General features: G+C 39.7%; 18 protein-coding genes and 1 pseudogene. 13 read left to right on the top strand and 6 right to left on the bottom strand.

Annotated elements, in window-relative coordinates; genetic code table 11:
• Positions 1–151: 151 nt before the first annotated feature.
• Positions 152–799 carry a DUF1566 domain-containing protein gene (locus KKC46_06015; protein MBU1053370.1) on the top strand — a complete coding sequence of 216 codons (648 nt, stop codon included), beginning with the start codon at positions 152–154 and terminating at the stop codon, positions 797–799.
• A gap of 233 nt (positions 800–1,032) precedes the next feature.
• Here KKC46_06015 and KKC46_06010 read toward each other — a convergent pair.
• Together KKC46_06010 and KKC46_06005 are read right to left on the bottom strand one after the other, a co-directional pair.
• Positions 1,033–1,299, bottom strand: a pseudogene (locus KKC46_06010) (type II toxin-antitoxin system YafQ family toxin).
• Entirely contained in the window at positions 1,296–1,556 is a 261-nt protein-coding gene (locus KKC46_06005) for a type II toxin-antitoxin system RelB/DinJ family antitoxin (GenBank protein ID MBU1053369.1), read from the bottom strand. The pseudogene KKC46_06010 and the gene KKC46_06005 overlap by 4 nt, the downstream one beginning before the upstream one ends.
• A 426-nt stretch (positions 1,557–1,982) precedes the next feature.
• Between KKC46_06005 and KKC46_06000 the strand changes: the two genes are divergently transcribed.
• From KKC46_06000 to KKC46_05950, 11 genes are all read left to right on the top strand, one after another.
• Positions 1,983–2,429, top strand: coding sequence for a C-GCAxxG-C-C family protein (locus KKC46_06000; protein MBU1053368.1), 447 nt, complete (start codon positions 1,983–1,985; stop codon positions 2,427–2,429).
• Between the two features lie 195 nt (positions 2,430–2,624).
• Complete coding sequence (locus tag KKC46_05995) at positions 2,625–4,070, top strand: radical SAM protein (GenBank protein MBU1053367.1); 1,446 nt, start codon at positions 2,625–2,627, stop codon at positions 4,068–4,070.
• Positions 4,070–5,401 (top strand): AMP-binding protein, encoded by a 1,332-nt coding sequence (locus KKC46_05990; protein MBU1053366.1) that lies wholly within the window; start codon positions 4,070–4,072, stop codon positions 5,399–5,401. The genes KKC46_05995 and KKC46_05990 overlap by 1 nt, the downstream gene beginning before the upstream one ends.
• 167 nt (positions 5,402–5,568) lie before the next feature.
• Entirely contained in the window at positions 5,569–6,570 is a 1,002-nt protein-coding gene (locus tag KKC46_05985) for a methyltransferase (GenBank protein MBU1053365.1), read from the top strand.
• A gap of 34 nt (positions 6,571–6,604) precedes the next feature.
• Positions 6,605–8,032 (top strand): hypothetical protein, encoded by a 1,428-nt coding sequence (locus KKC46_05980; GenBank protein ID MBU1053364.1) that lies wholly within the window; start codon positions 6,605–6,607, stop codon positions 8,030–8,032.
• A gap of 1 nt (position 8,033) precedes the next feature.
• Complete coding sequence (locus tag KKC46_05975) at positions 8,034–8,540, top strand: hypothetical protein (GenBank protein MBU1053363.1); 507 nt, start codon at positions 8,034–8,036, stop codon at positions 8,538–8,540.
• A gap of 8 nt (positions 8,541–8,548) precedes the next feature.
• On the top strand, positions 8,549–9,100 hold the full coding sequence (locus KKC46_05970; protein ID MBU1053362.1) for a hypothetical protein: 552 nt from the start codon (positions 8,549–8,551) through the stop codon (positions 9,098–9,100).
• Between the two features lie 2 nt (positions 9,101–9,102).
• Entirely contained in the window at positions 9,103–10,617 is a 1,515-nt protein-coding gene (locus KKC46_05965; GenBank protein MBU1053361.1) for a hypothetical protein, read from the top strand.
• Between the two features lie 42 nt (positions 10,618–10,659).
• Complete coding sequence (locus tag KKC46_05960) at positions 10,660–11,238, top strand: prepilin-type N-terminal cleavage/methylation domain-containing protein (GenBank protein ID MBU1053360.1); 579 nt, start codon at positions 10,660–10,662, stop codon at positions 11,236–11,238.
• Between the two features lie 274 nt (positions 11,239–11,512).
• Positions 11,513–12,619, top strand: coding sequence for a prepilin-type N-terminal cleavage/methylation domain-containing protein (locus KKC46_05955; protein MBU1053359.1), 1,107 nt, complete (start codon positions 11,513–11,515; stop codon positions 12,617–12,619).
• Positions 12,620–12,664: 45 nt separating this feature from the next.
• Positions 12,665–13,441 (top strand): Ig domain-containing protein, encoded by a 777-nt coding sequence (locus tag KKC46_05950; GenBank protein ID MBU1053358.1) that lies wholly within the window; start codon positions 12,665–12,667, stop codon positions 13,439–13,441.
• Positions 13,442–13,508: 67 nt separating this feature from the next.
• Here the strand turns inward: KKC46_05950 and KKC46_05945 are convergent, their stop codons facing one another.
• Genes KKC46_05945 through KKC46_05930 form a run of 4 tightly spaced genes read right to left on the bottom strand, consistent with a single transcriptional unit; the run spans position 13,509 to position 19,861 of the window.
• Positions 13,509–14,717, bottom strand: a complete 1,209-nt coding sequence (locus tag KKC46_05945; protein MBU1053357.1) for a type II secretion system F family protein — start codon at positions 14,715–14,717, stop codon at positions 13,509–13,511.
• On the bottom strand, positions 14,710–17,157 hold the full coding sequence (locus tag KKC46_05940) for a type II/IV secretion system protein (protein MBU1053356.1): 2,448 nt from the start codon (positions 17,155–17,157) through the stop codon (positions 14,710–14,712). The genes KKC46_05945 and KKC46_05940 overlap by 8 nt, the downstream gene beginning before the upstream one ends.
• A 21-nt stretch (positions 17,158–17,178) precedes the next feature.
• Positions 17,179–18,294, bottom strand: a complete 1,116-nt coding sequence (locus KKC46_05935) for a tetratricopeptide repeat protein (protein ID MBU1053355.1) — start codon at positions 18,292–18,294, stop codon at positions 17,179–17,181.
• 34 nt (positions 18,295–18,328) lie between these two features.
• Positions 18,329–19,861, bottom strand: coding sequence for an AAA family ATPase (locus KKC46_05930; protein ID MBU1053354.1), 1,533 nt, complete (start codon positions 19,859–19,861; stop codon positions 18,329–18,331).
• 583 nt (positions 19,862–20,444) lie between these two features.
• Between KKC46_05930 and KKC46_05925 the strand changes: the two genes are divergently transcribed.
• On the top strand, positions 20,445–20,849 hold the full coding sequence (locus tag KKC46_05925) for a glycogen/starch/alpha-glucan phosphorylase (protein ID MBU1053353.1): 405 nt from the start codon (positions 20,445–20,447) through the stop codon (positions 20,847–20,849).
• Positions 20,850–21,637: the final 788 nt, after the last annotated feature.

Here is a 21,637-nt window from a genome sequence, read left to right as displayed (position 1 = left end):
GAGATGCAATATAAACAGAGAATAATAAAAAACATGAAAAACCGAGCTAAACAATTTGGCCTGAAACTGGTGGAAGCAGCTGATGTGGCTGGGACTGATATTGCTGTGCCATCAACAATATAATTTAAAGTTTATTGGGAGGTATTATTAAATGCAAAAGTTGAGGTTGTTATTGGTATTGGGAGTAATTCTTTTAGTATTTGCATCAATCTCATCAGCGGATAGTCTGGAAGTTATCGGCACAGCCAGTTATCTTGGAAATTCTTATAACCTTATCTATGAAGATGATCAGGGATTAGTATGGCTGGACTATACATCATCTGCTAATACCTGGCAGAACCAGGTAAATTGGGCATCCGAATTGAACACTTTGGGAGTGTTGTCTTATAACCTGAATCCAGGGATAAGCCTTTCCTGGGATGGCGATTGGCGGCTGCCAAGCGCCGGCAGCAATCCACTGTATGGTTATAATCAAACTACGTCTGAGATGGGGCATCTTTATTATACGTCATTATTAAAACCAGCTTTTGGGCCTTTAGGTGATACGAGCCCGTTTGATAATTTGCAGGCCAACGAGTACTGGTCGGGTACGACGGAGGATTCTCTCTCTGCCTGGTACTTCAATTTTTACTATGGTGGCCTTCAGGGCACCGTTGCTAAGTGGTACGGCGACTATGCCTTGGCAGTTCGTCCCGGCGAAGTCTCCGCTGTGCCCATACCTGGAGCTATCTGGCTCCTCGGTTCCGGGCTGATTGGATTGGTAGGGGTAAAGAGAAATGTAAGGCGGAGACGTGGGTAATCTGGTTATTTGAGTTATTTGGATATATTGGAAAAGCAGGATGTCTTGCCCTGCTTTTCCTGTTTTTAGGATAAAAGCTGTAGGCATTGAAGAGGTCCAACTCATACAAATTTTTTGCGAACCTCTTTAACATCAATTGTCCGTGCTTTTTCAATGTCTTATATGCATGTATACTGGACATCGCGGCTCTATGACAGGCGCGCTGGCCTTCGTGGTGCCACAGACAGTTGAAACTATTTGAATAGCTCAGAATGTGAGCCGGTTCTTTCTAAAAACAAATCATCGGCTGTGATTCGATAGATTAATACCCAGTCTGGTTCTATATGGCAATCTCGATGGCCTTCCAGGTTTCCGGATAAACGGTGGTCTCTATACTTTGGCTCCAACAATTGCCCCTCAACCAGTTTTTATATGACAGCCCTTAATCTGGCAATATCCTTATTTTGTTTCTTAATCCTTCTGTAGTCCTTTTTGAATTGAGTTGTGTAATGCAGGTTCAACTATCAAGCTCCTGAAATAATTTATCAATAGAATCAACCTGATGAACTTCATACCCATTTTCGGTGTCTTTAAGTGTTTTAGCTGTAACATCATTAGGAATTTTTATTTCAAAAGGAATTCCTTTATGTAGCGTTATTTGTGAAAGGTACATCGAAATAGCCTCTGACATTGATATATTTAATTTATTCAGTATTATTTGGGCATTTTGTTTTATCTTTGGATCGATACGGGTTTGAATTATTGCTGTTTTTGCCATAATTGTCTCCTGCATATAGTGGATTATGTACTGACAATATCATTACAATTAACATACGCCTTATTTTGAAAATTTCAAGAATTTCTGTAACTATTCAGCGGAAAAAAGCTAAATTGAGGAACTACTGATTTTGGTGCGACTCAGGAGCATCATGCGGAAGGCAACTGCCAACGGTATACAACCTACCTTCTATAGACTTTAAGATAATGTTGTTGGGTTGCGTTATCAGTCGCCCCTGAGTAAAGCGTAAAGTATTTATGAAATACACTTGACAATATTGTCATATATGGCATGAAGTATCTTCATTGGTAAAAATTGGTTATAGTTCAAAGTAAACTGATAACTTTTTATCTTAGAGTTTTAAATTCTTGAACCCTTGAATCCTTGAATCCTGGCCCCCTTTCTCCGAAGGAGAAGTACATAATGATAGATGAAATTGCTTTCAGAATACTTCAGCTGGCAGGCCGCGGTTACTGTTGCAGCCAGTTGTTGATTATCCTTGCATTGGAAGCACAAGGCAAAACAAATTCCGATCTTGTTCGGGCAATGGCAGGTCTTTGCATGGGTGGGGCTGGAAGCGGTAATGTCTGCGGAGTTTTTACAGGCGCAGCCTGCATGCTTGCTTTGTATGGGGCAAAAGGAGAAGACAACGAAAAGGAAAACGAAAAATTGCATTTGATGTATTCTGAGCTGCGTGAATGGTTTGAGCAAACTGCCTGTGCTTCATACAACGGTATTTCGTGCAAGGATATAATAGGTGATAAAGCAAGCAAACCTGACCCGAATATCTGCAGCAGTATCCTTGTTGATACATATAATAAAGTTATGGAAATACTTCTTATAGTGGAACAACCCCCTGGCCCCCTTTGTTAAGGGGGAATAAGCGGATGAGGGCATCAACCATTTCAAATCTTCCCTTAGAAAAGAGGTCATCATTTAGAAATTCCCCCTTAGAAAAGAGGTCATTATTTAGAAATTCCCCCTTAGAAAAGGGGGATAAAGGGGGTTGTAGAAATGGTGAGCCTGCATCTATTCCTTTGAGATTAAGGGGAGTGTGAAGGTATTGATATGTCAAATAGTGAAATTTCAAAGTACCGGGTTTTATCTCAAACAGAAAGTCTGTGTCCGGTTTGTCTTAAAAAAATACCTGCATTCAGGGTAACGGATGGCTGTGATGTATTTTTTGAAAAACAATGTGAAGTTCACGGAAAATTTTCTGTTGTAATATGGCGTAATAATCCGCCTTTCAAGACATGGATGAGACCCAAGATACCTGTTCAACCTCCTGTATGCTATGCCGCTATTAGTAAAGGTTGTCCGTTTGACTGCGGTTTATGTGTTTCACACAGGCAGATTACCTGCACAGCTCTTATTGAAATCACACAGCGCTGCAACCTGTCTTGTAAATACTGCTTTGCATCTTCTGAGAAATCGTCAGTTTCCGATCCCGATATTCAAACTATAGAATTTCTGTTTAGCCGGGTAAAAGAGGCTGCTCCATCATGCAATATACAGCTTTCCGGTGGAGAGCCTACATTAAGAGATGACTTGCCGGAAATTATTGAAATGGGCAGACGGAAAGGATTCGGGTTTATTCAGTTAAATACAAACGGCCTGCGTCTGGCTGAACAAAAAGATTATGCTAAAAGGCTTAAAGAAGCGGGTCTTGCGTCGGTTTTTTTACAGTTCGACGGAATAAGCGATGAAGTATATGCTTCTTTAAGAGGAAGGAAATTGCTTGCTGAAAAAATTCTGGCGATAGATCGATGTGCCAAAGCCGGGATTGGTGTTGTATTGGTTCCCATGATAGTTCCGGGAGTAAATACTCATGAAATCGGCTCGATTCTTAAATTTGCTTTAAAACAATATCCTGCGGTAAGGGGCATTCATTTCCAGCCTGTCAGCTATTTCGGACGATATCCCAAAAAGGTGGAAAATCATGACCGTATTACTATCCCGGAAATTTTATCAGCTCTTGAATTTCAAAGCGATGGTATGGTAAAAGCCTCCGATTTCAAACCTCCCGGCTGTGAAAATGCTCTTTGTTCATTTAACGGTAAATTTCTTGTTATGAATTCAGAGCAATTAAAACCGGTGGTAACAGATAACAGTGTTTGCTGCAACAAGCCCTTAAGGGCCGATATAGGAGCAAGGCAGTCAATAACTTCCGTAGCAAGACAATGGAGTGGGGTGGAGGGGCAGGGTTCAGGGTTCAGGGTTCAGGGTTCAGGGATTGAAGGACTGGGATCGGGAATCAGGGAGAAGAGGCCAGTGAGAGTAGGGCAGGGCAGGGTAGAAGAAATGTGCGATTTGGATATTGATGGTTTTTTAGAATTTGTACGTACGCGATCTTTTTCCATTTCGGGCATGGCCTTTCAGGATGTCTGGAATCTCGACCTGGAGCGCCTTAAGGATTGCTGCATCCACGTTGTATCAAATGACGGCCGCCTTATACCTTTTTGTGCTTACAATCTTACGGATATCCAAAACAAACCCATCTATCGGGGAATATAATGCTTCCCATAACTCCTTTGGAAAACTGGATTTCAAACAAGATATCTTGCAATGCAGATCCATCTCAGCTTAAAAGATCAACTATTGAAGCTTTTCAACTTGAGAAAATTAAAGAAACCCTTTCTTGTGTCGGCAAAAATAGTCCTTTCTATAAAAAGCTTCTGGCCGGTTCTAAAAGCAATACTGTAAAAACCTTAAAGGATTTTTCCAGCCTTCCATTTACTATCTCCGATGATTTACATAGCTATCCACTGCAATTTCTCTGCGTTTCGCAAAGTGAGGTAAAGCGTTGTGTTACATTACAAAGCTCTGCTACCACAGGTTTGGCCAAACGAATTTTTTTCACAAAAGAAGATCTGGAACACACCCTTGATTTTTTTCATTACGGTATGTCAACACTGGTTAATGAAGATGACCGGGTTTTGATCCTTTTGCCAGGCGAAAGGCCGGACAGTGTCGGAGATCTTCTCTCAAGAGCTTTGCTTCGCATGAATGTAAGTAGTATCATACATGGTTTTGTTATAGATTCTAAAGAAACTGTAGAGGCTGTTTTGAAAAATGACATAACATGTCTTGTGGGAACACCTGTTCAGGTTCTATCGCTTTTTCGATGCGGCAAAGGGGAAGAATATTTAAAAAATAAAAGGATGAAAGCACTTTTAACTACCGACTATGTTCCATCCATAATATCTGAGACATTGGCAAATCAATATAATTGTGAAGTTTACAGCCATTATGGCATGAGTGAGATGGGATATGGCGGTGGAGTGGAATGTGATGCCCGATGTGGTCATCATATGCGCGAAGCAGATCTTTATATTGAAATTATAGATCCGAAAACAGAACAGATATTGCCTGATGGAGAGACGGGTGAAGTTGTGATAACAACTTTAAATCGTGAGGCAATGCCTCTTATCCGTTACCGCACAGGTGATATATCAAAATTTCTTGTCGAACCATGTCCTTGTGGTTCAGTTTTAAAACGATTGGATAAAATTGCCTGCCGTACAAACAATATAGTTTATCTATCTTCGGGAAAGCCGGTTATGATGTCTTTTTTGGATGAAATGCTTTTTGTCCTGCCGGATGTTATAGATTATACAGCAGCACTTACAACCTGTGATGGTAAAGATTGTCTTGATATTACCTTAAGTATTGATGGAAAAGCAGATCATGGTAAAGTTTGTGCTGCTGCAATTGACAAGATAATGATGATTCCCCAGATTGCATATTCTCAAAAACATCTTTTCATTAACCCTGTTAAATGTGTTTCAGACATTATACTAAGTTCAGGAATACAAAAGCGGGTTCTATCAGATAATCGAAAATAGTAATTATGAAAGATTATTTACACGACCATCAATTATAATTGCTTTTCAAATCAAATTATTGTATAAAATATTAAATAATTAATTGATTTTTATTAATGATGGATGTGTTTACTGGTCTTCAAAAATGTATTATTTCCAGGCCAATTATTTTCTAAAAGGGATATGGCATGAATACAGAAGAATGGAACCCGAGTAAGCTTTTAGGTATATCCGGCAGTTATTGGGCGACCTGTGCACTCCATTCAGGAGTCAAGCTGGGCGTTTTTACCGTTATAGGTGATCAATCACTTACCGGTCAAAAGATTGCCGATAAGCTAAGTAGTGATGATAGAGGAGTGATTATGCTCCTTAATGCTCTTTCGGCCATGGGCCTCTTGATAAAAAAAAATGAGTGCTTTTTAAACTCGGACTTTTCCAAATCTTATCTTGTAAAAGAATCCCCGCAATACCTCGGATATATTATAATGCATCATCATCATCTTATGGCATCCTGGAACGAGCTGGATAAGGGTGTTAAAACCGGAAAAGCTGTGCGTAGCAGAGCTTCTTATGATAATGCAGAAGTACGGGAAAATTTTCTTATGGGCATGTTTAATCTTGCCTCAAACCTTGCACCGCAAATAGTTGGAAAAATTGATCTTTTAGAAAAAAAACATCTTTTAGACTTAGGCGGTGGCCCTGGAACATATGCAATTCATTTTTGTTTAAACAATCCATCACTTCTTGCTACTATTTATGATCAAAACACAACCAGACCTTTTGCCGAAGAAACAGTTGCAAAATTCGGTCTTTCGGACAGGATTGACTTTCAGGCTGGTGATTATGTGAATAAAGATATTTCAGGCACCTATGATGTTGCATGGCTGTCACACATTCTGCATGCCGAAGGCCCACAGGATGCTCAAAAGATCATACAAAAAGCCGTTTCTGTTCTAAAGCCGGAAGGCATGATTTTGATCCACGAATTTATTTTAAATAATGATATGAACGGTCCGATGTTTCCGGCTCTTTTCTCTCTTAATATGCTTCTTGGTACACAAAACGGCCAGTCCTATTCTGAAAAACAGATTATGGATATGCTTGCAGCAGCAGGAGTTGAGAAACTCCGCCGTCTTCCGATTCAAACACCCAATGATTCAGGTGTTATTCAAGGGATAGTAAAAAAATAATATCTGAATATAATACTTAAGAAAAAGTTAAAACATGCCGAAACTTTATAGTATGAAAAACAATAATAAGCTGATAATAATTGCCCATAACAGTGAATTGCAATTTGTACTTTATGGTCGAAAGGATATTGACGGCAGGGTTATCGGCACAATACCAATTAAAGAAGAGTATTTGCCGGACGAATTTTCCGGCAATATTTTCGAGGAAGCAAAAAAGGTAAAAAATCCTTTGCTGGTGATGCCTGACTATGTTGCCGGTATTGAAACTTATCCATTTGCTACAGGTAAAAAATCAATTGTATCTGCTTTTATCAAAAGAAAACTTTCAGAGTCCTTTCCCGCTGTTTTGGATGTAACAGATTTCTATAATTATACTTATTCAAAAAGCGGCCAGTCTGCCGGAAGTATTTATACTTTTTTCCTGCATGATCCTCTTGTATTTAATTTGTACAATCATCTTAAAGATGCGGACATATGCCCTGACCGTGTTACTATTCCGGCCTTTATATGGCAGCATAAAATAGGCAAGCTGCTTGACAATGCATCTTCTGAAAATTTTTGTCTTATACATGTATTATCTGAAGAATGTTATCTGTACTTTTATTTAAATGGGGATTTTCTTTTTTCAAGAAGTATTATGTTACCCGAATCTGAAGAAGCAGGCAGTGAAAAGCTTGAAATTCTATCCTTTGAAATAAGCCAGTCCCTTCGTCTTTTTTCACAAAAAGCGAAATCTGAGATCAACAAGTTCTTTTTTGTATCTTCCATACATATAAATGAGACCGAACTTTCAGAAAGACTTGGAAAAGATATTATCCGGATTGAGAGTGACCGGAAAGATGCTGTTGAAGCTAAAGGAAAAGATTTCATGCCACCACCATTATCGGCATTTACTTTGGCCGATATCGATCAGAAAGCAGTGCCTGCTATCAGTCACCGCCTTGTTGTTATGGAAAAAGCCTGGCAATCCGTTATTTGGGCCGGGATTATTACCGGGGTGCTTCTTATTTTTCTTTTAGGATTTGAGGCTTTCTTCTTAAATTATTTATCAGGAAGTAATTCCAAATCAGTGATGTCAGGACTTACAAATGATATGATGGCCAATCGTCAGGTTATCGAAGAATATAATAATACTATTGATCTGATTACAAATGAGATGCAGCGCCCTGATCCTGCATCTATACTTGGAGGAATTGCTCTTAGCCTTCCCGAAACTGTAACAATGGAAGAGCTGACTTTCAATCTTGAACCTCCTTTTCAGGTTGTAATGAAAGGCCAGGTAAGAACAGAAAATCCTGATGGTATCAAACCAGTTCTGTCTGCAATGGTTTATAGCCTGACGCGCAATCTTGAACTGAAGAGGCCTGCTGTAATAGGAGATATTGTCTTTGATATAGAGCAAGGTGGTGGCGATTTCAGCTCTTCCGGGTATAAATTTCAAATTCAGCTGGACTTGAAATAATATGAGAAATAAATGGATTATAACAGGTGCTTTATGGCTTGCAGTTATTGTTCTGACATTTTATAATGCATCTGAGATCAAGAGTTTGAAATATCAATCCGAAAAGATTGAAAGCCTGCGTATGGATAAAGAGTTCTGGCAGCAGAATTCAAAAAATATCAATTTCATCATAACAGAAGGTGAGAAGCTGTTTTTTGACGTAGAATCTGTTGATCTGGGCCTTTTGGCAATTGACGACCGCCTTAAGAAGCTATCATCTAAGTATCATCTTGAAAATCTTAAAATTGGAAAGCAGCATGCTAGCGAGTCAGACGGTTATGTGCCGGTTGATTTATCATTTGAAGGAAATTATGAAGATATTTATAAATGGTTTAAATCGGTTAAAAACGACTTGCCGTTTTTGAAACCTAAAAATTTAAAAATAACTATGAATCCTGTATCCAACATGACTGTTTTAAACGGGTCCTTTTTTTTCAGATACAGGATTAAATCGGCAAATAGCGAATAGAATTATATATGATACAAATCGGCTCAAAAAAACGATTGATAATTGATGGTTTTATAATTGCGGCCGTTATAGTTGTTGCCATAAATATCTATTTGCTTACGGAACTTATCGGATCTCCAATAGCACAAAAATCCGAAGAATTTAAAATGGCAGGCAATAAATGGCAACAGTATAAACAAATGCAGGATCAGACGGTAGATGATCTGATTAAAAGTGCGGAAGCAATAATTGCTGTTGCCAAAATGGGACGTAAGGCAAAGCCTGAAAATATACAATTGACAGCAAGTACTCAGCCAACTGAAGATCAGAAGTTAGCTGACATTCCGAATCTTGCCGGAATACTTCAGGTTGCAGGACTTGGAGAAAAATCAAAATTTATTGCACTTATGGAAGGTAAAAGACTGTATGAAAACGATAAGATTATGAATTTTACCATAAAAAATATAACGGCTAAGGGAGTTTTACTATCTAAAAACGGGGAGACAAAATTTATCCCTGCGCCTGAAGTCTATTTTTCCCTTGCTGGGAAACAAAAGCCCGCAGGGGCCGAATCGAGGTGATTATGCTCCGTATTTTCTCCCGGTATAGTTTGTTGTTTATTATATGCACTATCCTGCTTTTTGCAGGATGTGCCGCCATACAGGAAGTCAGGCCAGTTACTACGCCGGCTCTTGAAAATATCGATAATCCGGCTAAAATTTTAGAGCGGGAAAAGATATCTCAACTTCCGGGCCCACCGCCTTTTTCCGAAACATATCTGCCTGTTTCAAAAGGGCTCGAAAAAGACATCAAGCTTTTTTCCATGGTTTTGGATCAGGCCAAACTGGGCGAAGCCATAGCCACTATCGCAACCGAGGCGGATATTAATATGTCCGTAGATTCGGATGTTGATCTTTCAAAGCTTGTTACAGTCAGGTTAAAAAATGTGACTATGGAAGAAGCACTTGATATGATAGTTGAAAAAGGGGCGGGATATACATGGAGTATTAAAGATGGCGTATTGAATGTATGCCGGTTCAAAGAATATATATATCAAATGGACTACCTTGATATGGTGGGCGAAACCGACATAGATGTTGGTGGTGACATGCTGGCCTCTGGTGTGGAAGGTGCTGGAGTAAAAGGTAAATACCAGGTCAAAGCCAAGCGGGAAGGTAAAAGCACAGATGTCTGGGCAAGTATTTCTGCAATACTTGAAGGAATCAAATCAGAAGCTGGGATTCTAAAAATCAATCCTAATGCAGGTATAATTTATATGCTTGATACACCTGACAAAATTACTGCTATGGTAAATTTGCTTGATTCGTTATCAGAATCCTTGCATCGCCAGGTTTTTATTGAGGCAAAGATATTAGAAGTTCATCTGTCTGATGACAGTCGTTATGGACTGGACTGGTCTAAATTCTCTCTTGGATTTACGGCAAACGGCGGCGGGATTATTAATAAAAATCTGCCGGATGTCTTTGATTTATCAGTTAACGGCAGCAGCAGACTGTTTCTATCAACCCAGTCACAGTTTGCCGGCGTTCTGGATTTTCTAAAAACCCAGGGGGATGTTACGGTTATATCAAACCCTCACATCTCAGTGCTTAATCATCAGTCGGCAGTGCTCACTGTTGGGTATCAGTTTCCCTATGGCGATATCGACAGTGTAGATAGAGACCAGGAAACAAATACATTAACAATCGGCGCTAAAATAAAACGGGCAATTTTAGGTTTGCAGCTCGGACTTACTCCACAAATATCAAAAGACGGCATTATTACTCTTCATATAGTTCCCACAATCACAAGGATACAGGGAACCGAGCGCGTTGAGATTCCAACAGGAGCCACGGAGGTGCAAAGCATTTCCAATCCTATTATAGATCTTCGCGAACTTTCTACAACAGTAAGAGTAAGAGAAGGCAATACAGTTGTTCTGGCGGGCCTTATCAGTCAGATAAAGCAACTGGATGATGTAGGTCTTCCAGGGCTTGGCTCTATTCCATATTTAAAAAATTTATTTCGTAGCATGAAAAATCTTAAGGACAACCAGGAACTGGTAATTTTTATTACGCCATATATTAAGAAAATCTGATAAACAACTAACATTTAACAATCAACAAGAGGAGGGGGATAAATGCAGAAGCTAAGGTTAAACGGTAATCAGAAAGGTTTTACATTGGTTGAAATTGCAATCGTGCTTGTTATTATTGGTTTGCTGATAGGCGGAGTGCTGAAAGGCCAGTCAATGATACAAAACGCCAAAGTAAAAAGGGTAGTCAAGCTTGCCGATGAGATTCGTGCAGCGACCATGGGTTTTTATGATAAATATGGCCAATATCCCGGAGATGAAAGTCTTGCGGGTGTTCCAGCAGGAGATAATTATAACGGAAATGGAAATGGGCAGATTGAGGCCGCTGATCAAACCAATGTGTTTCTGGATTTAATGCGCTCAAAATTGATTTCGGGAAATTATACTACAACCATTTCATATCCTAAAAACGCATTTGGAGGTGATACTATTCTTGTTTGGGTGGATCCTCCCGGTGCAGCAGGAGTAGATCATTATATTGAATTTCTTAACCTTCCCTGGGATGTTGCTCTGGAAATAGACACAAAATACGATAACGGAATATGGAATACCGGCCAGATCGTTTCAAACGAAGCATATACCGAAGCCAATAGCCCAATAGACATATTGTATCTGCCGTTATAGCTTAAAATAATGGAAGAAGTACTATTACATAAATAAAGTCATTGCCGTTGTTATGCAGCGGTAATGACTTTATACTGAGCCAATTGCAAAACGTCCCATTTGGGCCGATCTCTGCGTTGGGCTCAAATTTTAATCCTCGAAATACGCCATGTATTCCTGCGGTTAAAATTTTCACCCGCCTTGAGCTTGACCAAACTGAAACGTTTTGAAACCGGCTCTACTGTTTTTCGTTTTGCATTAATGCTCAAGTTACAGATAAAAAAAGGGGGCACAAATGCCGTCAGGTCAGAAAGGCTTTACCATTATCGAAATAGCTATTGTTATGATCATTATAGGAACGATCATAGGATTTGGAGCCTCCCTGGTAGTATCCCTCACAGTAAGAGCCAAACGTACCGAAAGCAAGGATATTCTAAAAGCTGCTTCTGAATCTATTGTCGGTTTTGCTGCTGTAAACGCAAGGTTGCCTATTTGGGGAAATAATCTCCCGGATGCCACTGTTGACGAGGTTTGCGAGGTTATAACAAATCAAAGAGACTCTTTTACTCAGCCAATATATTATTTTCCGGCAGATGGCGCCAATCAGCTTCAAACAGTTGGTTCTATCTGCGGGCGCAGATCCACAAACCTTACCGTATGTCGTGATCCGGCCTGTGCAAGCAGGGTTTCCAATGTCGCTTTTGTTGTGGCAACAGGTTCGGAAAATGCAAACCCTCAGACAGGTATTATAACTGCCGGTTGTCCTACAGGACAAACTTGTATCGGAGTTTATCAAACGGGTCAACCCAACATAGATGATTGTACGGGCGGAGTAGATTGCCCTAATTACGATGCGGCTTCAAACAGGCTGAACAGAGCCGAAGAATATGACGATCTTGTGCAATGGGTAACGTTAAATGAACTTAAAGTAAAAACCGGATGCCAGGGGCCGCCACTTCGGATAATAAATAATGACCTGCCGTCCGGTACAGAAAGCTCTTTATACAACAGTGTTGTTCTTTATGCAGATGGTGGCGTTTCCCCATATACATGGAGTCTTCTTACTGCGGCACCTCCTGCTCCCGGTCTTTTATTTGCCTCCACAGCAACTACTGCAACAATCTCAGGTACGCCTTCTGCAAGTGGTGCTTATATGGTTACGGTACAGGTAAGGGATAATAACGATTCTGCAGGTACTAATGATAATATAGCATTGAAAAGCTTTGTTATAACCATCAATCCTGACACAAGTACCGGAGGCTCCAGCGGCGGTGGAGGAGGAGGTGGCTCAGGTGGCGGTGGTGGCGGTGGTTCCGGCGGCGGAATAGGAGGTGGCGTTGGTGGCGGTAGAACTGGTTCCGGTGGAATAGGAGGTGGCGTAGGTGGCGGTCAAACTCCATAAGGTGAAGGGTAATAATTAGAAAGGGTGAGTCAGGGATAACGGGAAATGAAAAAATCTGATAGTAAAGGTTTCGCACTGTTTTTTCTGATTGCGGCCATTCTTGTTGTAAGCGCCCTGATTGGTGCAGGAATAACCATGATAGGGCCAAGAGTTATAAAGGCAAAATACGACCGGACAGGAGAAATTCTTACAGCTGCAATGCAGTCGGTGATTTCCTGGTCTGTTCAAAACGGTCAGCTACCTGATGCGGCAACTTTTCCTTCAATCATACCAAGCGCTGTTGATGACTGGGGCAGGCCTCTTGTTTATATCTATGACGACAACCTGACTAATTCCACCACAGGTGGCATATGCGGCCGTCAGAACACAGCCTTGTCATATGGTGCAAATAATACTGCTTTTATTATTGTAAGTGGTGCAGAAGATCTTACAGTTAATACTGCACCTTCCGCTTCAGGAGCTTTTGCAGGAACCGTTGCTTCTGGAACCGCTGATATTGTGCGTTTTATATCCCTTGAGGATTTGAAAAATCAGGCCGGCTGCTTTGGCTTTACCACTGGTGTGCTTAAAATACTCAATAATGAACTGCCGGATGCTGTTTCAGGAACACCTTATAACAATGTAAGGTTGTATGCAGATGGCGGCGTGCCGCCCTATGTATGGAGTGCCACTGGGTTGCCCACAGGCCTTAACCTCATCGATTCCAATTCCGGCACTTTGTCCGGTACTCCGACCACACCAGATTCTCCTTCTGTGACTATCACCGCAACCGATGCCACCGGCAGCTCAGTATCCCGGTCATATACTCTCAATGTGTTCTGATGGATCTTTTTTGTTTGAAACGTTCGAACGGTTACTTAACACCTAAAACATAACACTTACCGACTTTTTACTTGAACTGGCTTATGACATCATATAAAGGCAGCATAATAGAAATGGCGATAAGACCGAATATACCGCCCAAGAATACGATAGATAGCGGTTCCATCAGGTTTACCAAAGTTTGAACAGACCGTTTGACTTCGATGTTAAAATAATTTCCAAGCCTTGTAAAAGCCACATCAAGTGTTCCTGTGGTTTCCCCGTTTCTTATAGAACCAAGTAAAAGCGGAGGAAATCCTCCGGCCCTGTCAAAGCCATCGGCAATTGAGAATCCTTTCTGAATATTCTCGTAAGCTTTCTTAAGACGCCCTTCAAGATAAAGATTACCAAGAATATTGTCTGTTAGAGTCTCGAAAATATTGTTTAGGTTCATGCCTGCAGAATACATTGTAGCGAAATTCTGGCTCAGTCTGGCCATGACGATATTGGAAGCGACAAGTCCGAAAACAGGGATTTTCAGCAGATATTGATGAATCAAAAGCTTTCCCTGCTTTGTTTTACCGAAGGCCAGAAACATAATTATAAAAAGGGCAAGAAAAATGAGGATATAAAGCCAGTTCTCATTCGTAAACTTACTTATAGTAAGCATAGCTCGGGTTACCGCCGGCAGAGGAACACCCATTTCTTTAAGCAGGCCAGCCATTTTGGGCAGTACATAGCCTACCCACACAGCGATTACTCCAAAAAGGGCAAGGATGATAAAAGTTGGATAGATTGTGGCCCGCTTTATGGTTGAGCTGATATCTTCTTTCCATTCCAGAAATTCAGCCAGTCTTTTAATGCTGTTAGGCAGTGTTCCGGATAGTTCTCCCATGCGAATGATGCCAATATCAAGCTTTTGAAACACTTTCGGAAAACGGCTCATGGCTTCATTTATAGAGATGCCGCCTTCTATTGCTGACTTTAATTCGTTGATTATTTTGCGCAGGGCTCTGCTTGGAATAATTTTTTCATTTTCCTCAAGAGCCGAAATTACGGGAAAACCGAGTTCTAAAGTTTGTGAAAGCCGGTAATAGAATTCTATTAATACGCGCGGCTTGATAGACCCTGAAAACAATGTGTCGGCGCCGGCGCCTACTGTTTTGCTGTGACTCTCAACAAGCGTAAGTCCGGTTTCTTTTAATCGATTTTCAAGTTCTTTATCGGAAGCCGCAAACAGAGTGCCTTTTAGCAGCTTTCCTTTGTCGTCAACCGCTTTGTATTTAAACTCAGGCATATGCCACCACGCGCAGTACTTCTTCTAACGATGTTATTCTGTAATGAACTTTTCTTAATGCCTGTTTGAACAGCAAGCTGGTTCCGGATTTAACAGCTGCGTCTTCTATTGCGCTCTGGGTTGCTCCTGAAAATATGAGTTCTATGATCTCACGGTTTATTATTATGATCTCATAAACAGCTATCCTGCCGCTATATCCTGAGTTGTTACAGGCATCACATCCAACGGCTTTGAGCATTTCTGCGGGAGGTTCAAGGCCGTTTTTGATGAAAATTTCCTTATCTTCTTTTTTAGTAATTGTAGCAGCAGCACATTGTGGGCATAACTTTCGAAGAAGTCTTTGTGCTGCTATCATGGATAAGGATGATGCCAGCATATTTGGATTTACGCCAAGGTCGACCAGCCTGTTTATTGCAGATGCCGCATCATTTGTATGCAAAGTTGATAAAACAAGATGCCCGGTAATCGATGCCCGAATGGCAAGCTCTGCTGTTTCCTGATCTCTGATCTCACCTACAAGTATAACATCAGGGTCCTGACGCATTGCCGAACGAATCGCGCTTGCGAAGGTGAGCCCGGCTTTGGGATTAACGGCAGTCTGTCTTATTGTTGGAATAACATATTCAATCGGATCTTCAACAGTCATAACATTAATATGTGGACTGTTGATGGTCATCAGAGCTGAATATAAAGTTGTAGTTTTGCCTGAACCCGTAGGGCCGGTAACAAGTATCAAACCGTAGGGGCGATGAATACCCTTTGTGAAGCGCTCCCGTTCCTCCTTTTCAAAGCCTAGCCTTTCCAGATTTCCCACGATTCCGCTGTATATTAAAAGCCTCATAACAACCGTTTCACCAAGGTGTGTGGGAAAAGTGGAAATACGGATATTGATATCTTCGCCTTTGCCGGAAAATCTGAACCGGCCGTCAAGCGGGATGTTTGGATTTGATATATCCATATCTCCCATAATTTTAAAACGCGTAACCAGGCTCTGTTGAAATTGCTTGGGGAAAAGATATTTCTGGTGTAACACTCCATCTACACGGTAATAGATTCTAACCAGATTGGTATCTGCGACAACGTGTATATCGCTGGCATTTAGAACCCTTCCTTTTTCAATAATAAGATCAGCAAGTTTTATAGTCTGATTTTCATCAAACCCGGCATCCGTAATGCTGGATCTGATTATAGTATCGATTTCTTCATCAATTATAGCCGCTACTTTGTAATACAATTCAATTGAATTTCTAATCCATTCTTTGGGTGCTATGTAAGATTCAACCCGGCAGTTTGTTATTCTTCCCAGATTATCATTTACTATCACATCAAAAGGGTTGGATGTGGCAATCTTGATGATTTGACCGTCTTTGGCGAACGGGAATATATTATTGGTAGTAACAAACTTTTCAGGAATACTTGCTATCAGATCAAAATTAATTTTTACGCTTGATATATCCACAATTTTAGCGCCGCTTTGAACAGCAAGGGCCATTTGCATTTGCTCTTCGCCTATCCAGTCGAGGCGAACCAATACACTTCCCAGCATTACCCCGGTTCTTTTTGCTTCCATGAGCGCCATTTCAAGCTGGTCATTTCCTATAAAACCCATCTCAAGCAAAATATCGCCTATTCGCTTTTTTGCCATGGCTTTATCGGCAGTTTGTGCGGGTGAGGTCGATATACAGATATTTATGCCGCCTTCTTTGCCGGAAAACTTGATGCAGCCTTCAAGAGGAAGATCGGATTTTTCGATATTTATGTTCCCTAAGATTTTAAAACGTGCAATTAATCCCTGTCGGAAATATTTGGGGAAAGTATATTCCTGGCGCATTTCATTATCTGTACGGTAATAGATTTTAACTATATCCTTGTCTGAAACTACATGAATATCGCTTGAATTGAGAACTATACCTTTTTTTATAAGCAAATCAGCAAGTTTAATACTATTGTTTTCGTCCAGAAGCTTATTGGCGGATGCCAAACCAATGATCCTGGCTATTTCTTCGTCAATTTTGGATGCAGTTTTATAGTGCTGATTTATGGCATTTGTAACCCAGACCTTAGGCGCAATATAAAACTCTATCTTGTTACCTGTAATCCGCTCAAGATTGTCCCGGACTATTACATCAAACGGATTGGATGTGGCGACTTTGATTATCTGTCCATCCTGCGCAAAAGGAAATATGCTATGAGTTTTAGCAAAAGATTCCGGAATTTTTTCGATCAAAGCGTAATCAATAACTACGTTCGATATGTCCAAAATATTTGTTCCGCTTAAAACAGATAGAGCCAGTTGCATTTTTTCTTCGCTTACAAATCCCATTTTCAGCAAAACATCTCCCAGCATTTTTCCGGTTCTTGTAGTTTCTGCAAGCGCTGTTTCGAGTTGGCTTTGTTCTATAAGCTCCATTTCCAGTAATATATCGCCAAGCTTTTTCATTTGATAGTGTTCCCGGTTCTTTTAAGGAATCTGATTCTGTTTTTTTTCAATAAATACGGTTAAGATTTGAACACGTTCTTCAACGGATTCTTTTTCTATATTGGACGCCCAGCCGTTATTTTTAAGAAATATAAGATAATATCGGAGTGCTTCATTATAGTTTTCCATTTTGTCATAAAGTACCGCCATGTTGAAAATAAGCCTGTTATTTCCCGGATCTTTTTTCTCAGCCATTTTATAAAAACTCATTGCTTCATCTAATTGCCATAGACTGCTAAAAGCCGCAGCTTTATGAAAATAGATGTCAAACAAGGGCATACCTGAAATATTTTGTGCAGTGTCAAGCAGGGAAATGGCAATTTCCGGTTCGCCTGTTTCTATACGGGCTATGGCCAGATTAATAATAACAAGCGGGTTATTTGGGTCATTTTCATATAAGTCATTAAGAATCGGCAAAGCAGCAGTAGGCTCGCGATGTTCCAGGTATGCACAAGAAAGATTAAACAGTGCATCCCTGTTATGAGGATCTTTATCAAGCACCTGCCGGTACATCATTATAGCTTCTTTGAGCCTTTTTTGCATGTGGTATTGAACAGCTTTTTCATAAAACGGCTTTATAAGTTTTCTGCTTACAGGTTTCTCATTTGGAGAAAATCCGGCTGAAGCTTTCTTTGCAGCGGGTTTATTAAATACGGGTTTCGATGGTAATTTGGGGTTTATAATTTGTTCCGATTTTATTTCTGCTTCTTTCTTAACAGGAGTTTCTACTGTTTTTTCAGGAAGAATAGAAGTTGGTTTTTCCGGCAAATTAGTTATAGTTTCATTTGTTTTCGAGTCTTGCATATGTGAAATATTATTGGACTGAAAAGAATCGGCATCCATAACGTTGGCCTCCTGTTTTTCAATTACAATATCCTGAGGCCGGGGCAGGGGGGAGTTTGGTTTTTTGGGCAAAAACATATTGGCTAAATATGGGATTGCAATGCCTATGGCTATTACAAGACACGCAATTAATCCATAAATCAAATACTTTGTTTTTGATTGAATTTTCTCACTTTTATTAAATAAAGGTGGCGGAGTATTTTGACGCTTATTTTCTTTGTCTTTTTTTCTTAAGGCTGCATTAAGCAGGCTCATCTTTTCCCCCAGTATCTTTTGATGATTGCTTTAATTATCGAAGTACAACTACAGGAGATAAATCGGAAACAGCAATTTTGCCAGCAGCATATTCTGCTCCTTTTCTTGTGACAAAAGCTCCTATAAGCAACCGGTAACCGCCGTTTTCCATTTTCTGGATATAACCGTCATACAGGTTGGCTTTAAGATTATTTATTATTCCTTTCATTGCTTCAGGAGATTTCTCTTCATATACCTGAATTGACCATGGCGCTCTTAGAATCAGTACATCGGCAAGGCCATATTCATTGATATAATTTTGTGCAGCAGCTTTGTTGTCAAAACGTCCGGTAAAATGTCTGTGCCAGATTCCGCTATTACCTAAATCTACTTCCACCCAGTGAGAATCAATGCCTTTATTTCTAAAAAGCGATGCTTCTTCAGACACCCTTTTTGAAAAGCGATGCGAGGCAAGCAGTATGGTATATGAAACTTCTTCGCCTTCTTTTTCTATGAAGCCGGCTTTGTGATTCAATGCTTGCTTTGCAATTGTATTTTTGATTGCGGGAACAGGTATGGAAGCAAGCTTGGCCGTTTTACCCGGTTCGGAATTTTCAGTATTTTCATATATTAAAAATCTTGTATATACGGCAAAAAAGGCAATCACTATTAAAATACCGGCAATTGCATAAAGATAATTTGGTTTTTTGAAAACTAAGTTTCTTTTTTGGACATATTCGGTATTTCCTATTTCCTTAAGAGCTTGTTTGACATGTTGTTTAGTTATTGTGTAATTGTTTGATAAATAGCAGGCAATCAGGGAATAGTCGCAAATTCTGTTGATAAGGCGCGGGATACCCGAAGATGCTTTATAGATTACATCTGTGGCTGAAGAAGTGAAACGGACCTGTCCTTTGTTTCCCGCAATAAAAAGCCTTCTTTCAATATAGCCCGGCATTTCTTCTTTTTTCAGATAATCCAGATTACAGCTTATAGCAATCCTTTGGCGTAACTGTCTTAATTCAGGCTTTGAAATGGTGGCAAGCAGTTCAGGTTGACCTGCAATAACCATTTGAAGCAGTTTTTCCTTATCTGTTTCAAGGTTGGACAGCAAGCGCAAATCTTCCAGCGCTTCTATCGGCATAGTCTGAGCGTCGTCTATAATTATAACAACTGGTTTTGTACGGTCGCTTGCAAGAAGAAAAGAATTCAGGCTGTCCATCAGTTCTTTTTTCCCTGTACGGGCAGAATATGTGACACCTAAATCATCTAAGATTGTGGCCAGGATTTCAATACCTGAAAGTGATGGATTTATTATATAAACCGTCTCAGCATTGCCTTCAAGCCTGTCCAAAACCGATCTGCAAATTGTAGTTTTGCCGGTTCCTACCTCACCGGTTAAAAGAATAAAACCTAAGCGGTTTTTGATGCCGTATATGATTCTTTCAATTACACTCTGGTGGGTGGTGGAAAGAAAAAGAAATCCAGGGTCAGGAGTAATGGAAAAGGGAGCCTCTTGGAACTGAAAATAATCAAGATATATACCTTCACGGTGTATTTGTGCGGTATCGATTTGTTGATTTGACATCTTAATTGTTATCTCATTACCTTTGGCAAGTAAAAGAATTTAGTATGTTTTTTAATGATAGAATAATTCAAAGCAGGCGCAAAGTCAATGGATAACTTGTTTTTCAGAAAATAGATCAAAACGGATGGCAGAAAGAGCAACCTGCCGAATGGGTTATTAATGACTTTTTAAGTGAAGAAGAGCCGGAAATATCCATTTCTATTAAAAACCGTAAAGTGCTCATACGAGCATTGAGATATGAAATAACGGGAGTTGGCGGATATGAAATTCCTGTTTATTTGCTGGATTTGGATCTTGCAGGCAATTATTGCCAGGAAGTTATTCTCGGAATAGGGGGGGTAAGGATACTTCGGGCTATTGGGTACAATGATATTAAGAATTAAGGTATGCGGCCCTCCTATCGCTTGAATTGTTGGATGAAGAAGCAGGAAAGGCCGGTAGCAATTTTGTAAGCGAATCGGATATTAAAGCAGTCAAGACCCAATGTGTTTTCACTACCCATACTCCTGTTCCGGCAGGCCATGATAAATTTTTTTTTGAGCTGTTCAGAAAAGTATTTCAGGATCGGCAGGATTTCTTAGATATGAAAGATTGTTTATGTGTAAAATCTGCCGATCATAATAACGAAATAGGCCCTGAGTCCAAACAGATAATTTCGGATAAGGATTTGCTTACACTATGTTTTGCAAGGAGAATGACCTCTTACAAGAGGGCAGACCTCATATTTAATGATATTGAACGGTTGAAAAATATTTCCGGAAACGCAGGGCCATTGCAATTGGTTTTTGCAGGCAAAGCCCATCCAAGAGATCAGGAGGGTAAGGAAATCATCAAGCGGATTCTGGATATAAAGGAAAAATTGAAAAATGAAATTAAAATCAGCTACCTTCCAAATTATGATATGCGGCATGCAATTGCCCTTAACGGTTCTTTTTTTAATACACAGAGAATGCTTCAGCAATATGTTACAAATGCTTATTTTTTATAATTTCTCAAAAAAAAGTGCAACGCCATTTCCGACGCTGCACTTTTCACTGTGTTAGAGGAGCTTATCTATTTTAACACCTTCTTTTTTTGTGTTGTTTTTAGGGCTGATTACGAAAAACGCCTGAAAAGTCTGTTTGCAACTGACTTCAGCAGGCTATATTGTAAATAAATCCGTCAGTTTATATTGAATATTCTTAAGTTATGAATAAATGCTATAATAAATATAAACAGTTATGACATTTATATCATGTTTGCAAAACTGTAAAGAATACCGACGGTTGTTGAACTGTGTTTTAAGAGTAAATAATATTGAAAATATAATTCAACAACATTATTTATCGTTATTTCAGCAAAAGCAAGCCTGAAGGTATAAATTTTTATTACGATATATCAATAGATTATAGATTGTATTGATATTGCTACAGGCTACAGACTATAGGCTTTGAATCTTGCTTAACCGAAGTGGCAACTATTTCATGAAGATCTCTTTTTTGATTCTATTTAAATACTGTCGGAATACTTTACAATTTTCAAATTTTACATAAAACGCTATAACATCTTAAAACAACAACTAATCTAATCCTGCCAAAACTAACTTTGTCCATATAATGTGTCGGAATTCTTTACAATTATTATAATATAATCAAAGCGCAAGTATGGTCTGACACCGTAACGTTGAATTATAATAATGGGAGTCCTGATGTTATTAATTTCACATCAAGTTACTCAGATATACTTGTTGACCAAGTGAGTTTCTTTGCCTGGGAATCTTATTACTATAAAGACTTT

The sequence above is a fragment of the Pseudomonadota bacterium genome (genome assembly GCA_018817425.1).
GTDB lineage: Bacteria > Desulfobacterota > Desulfobacteria > Desulfobacterales > RPRI01 > RPRI01.
This window is presented reverse-complemented; position numbering and strand designations above follow the sequence as displayed.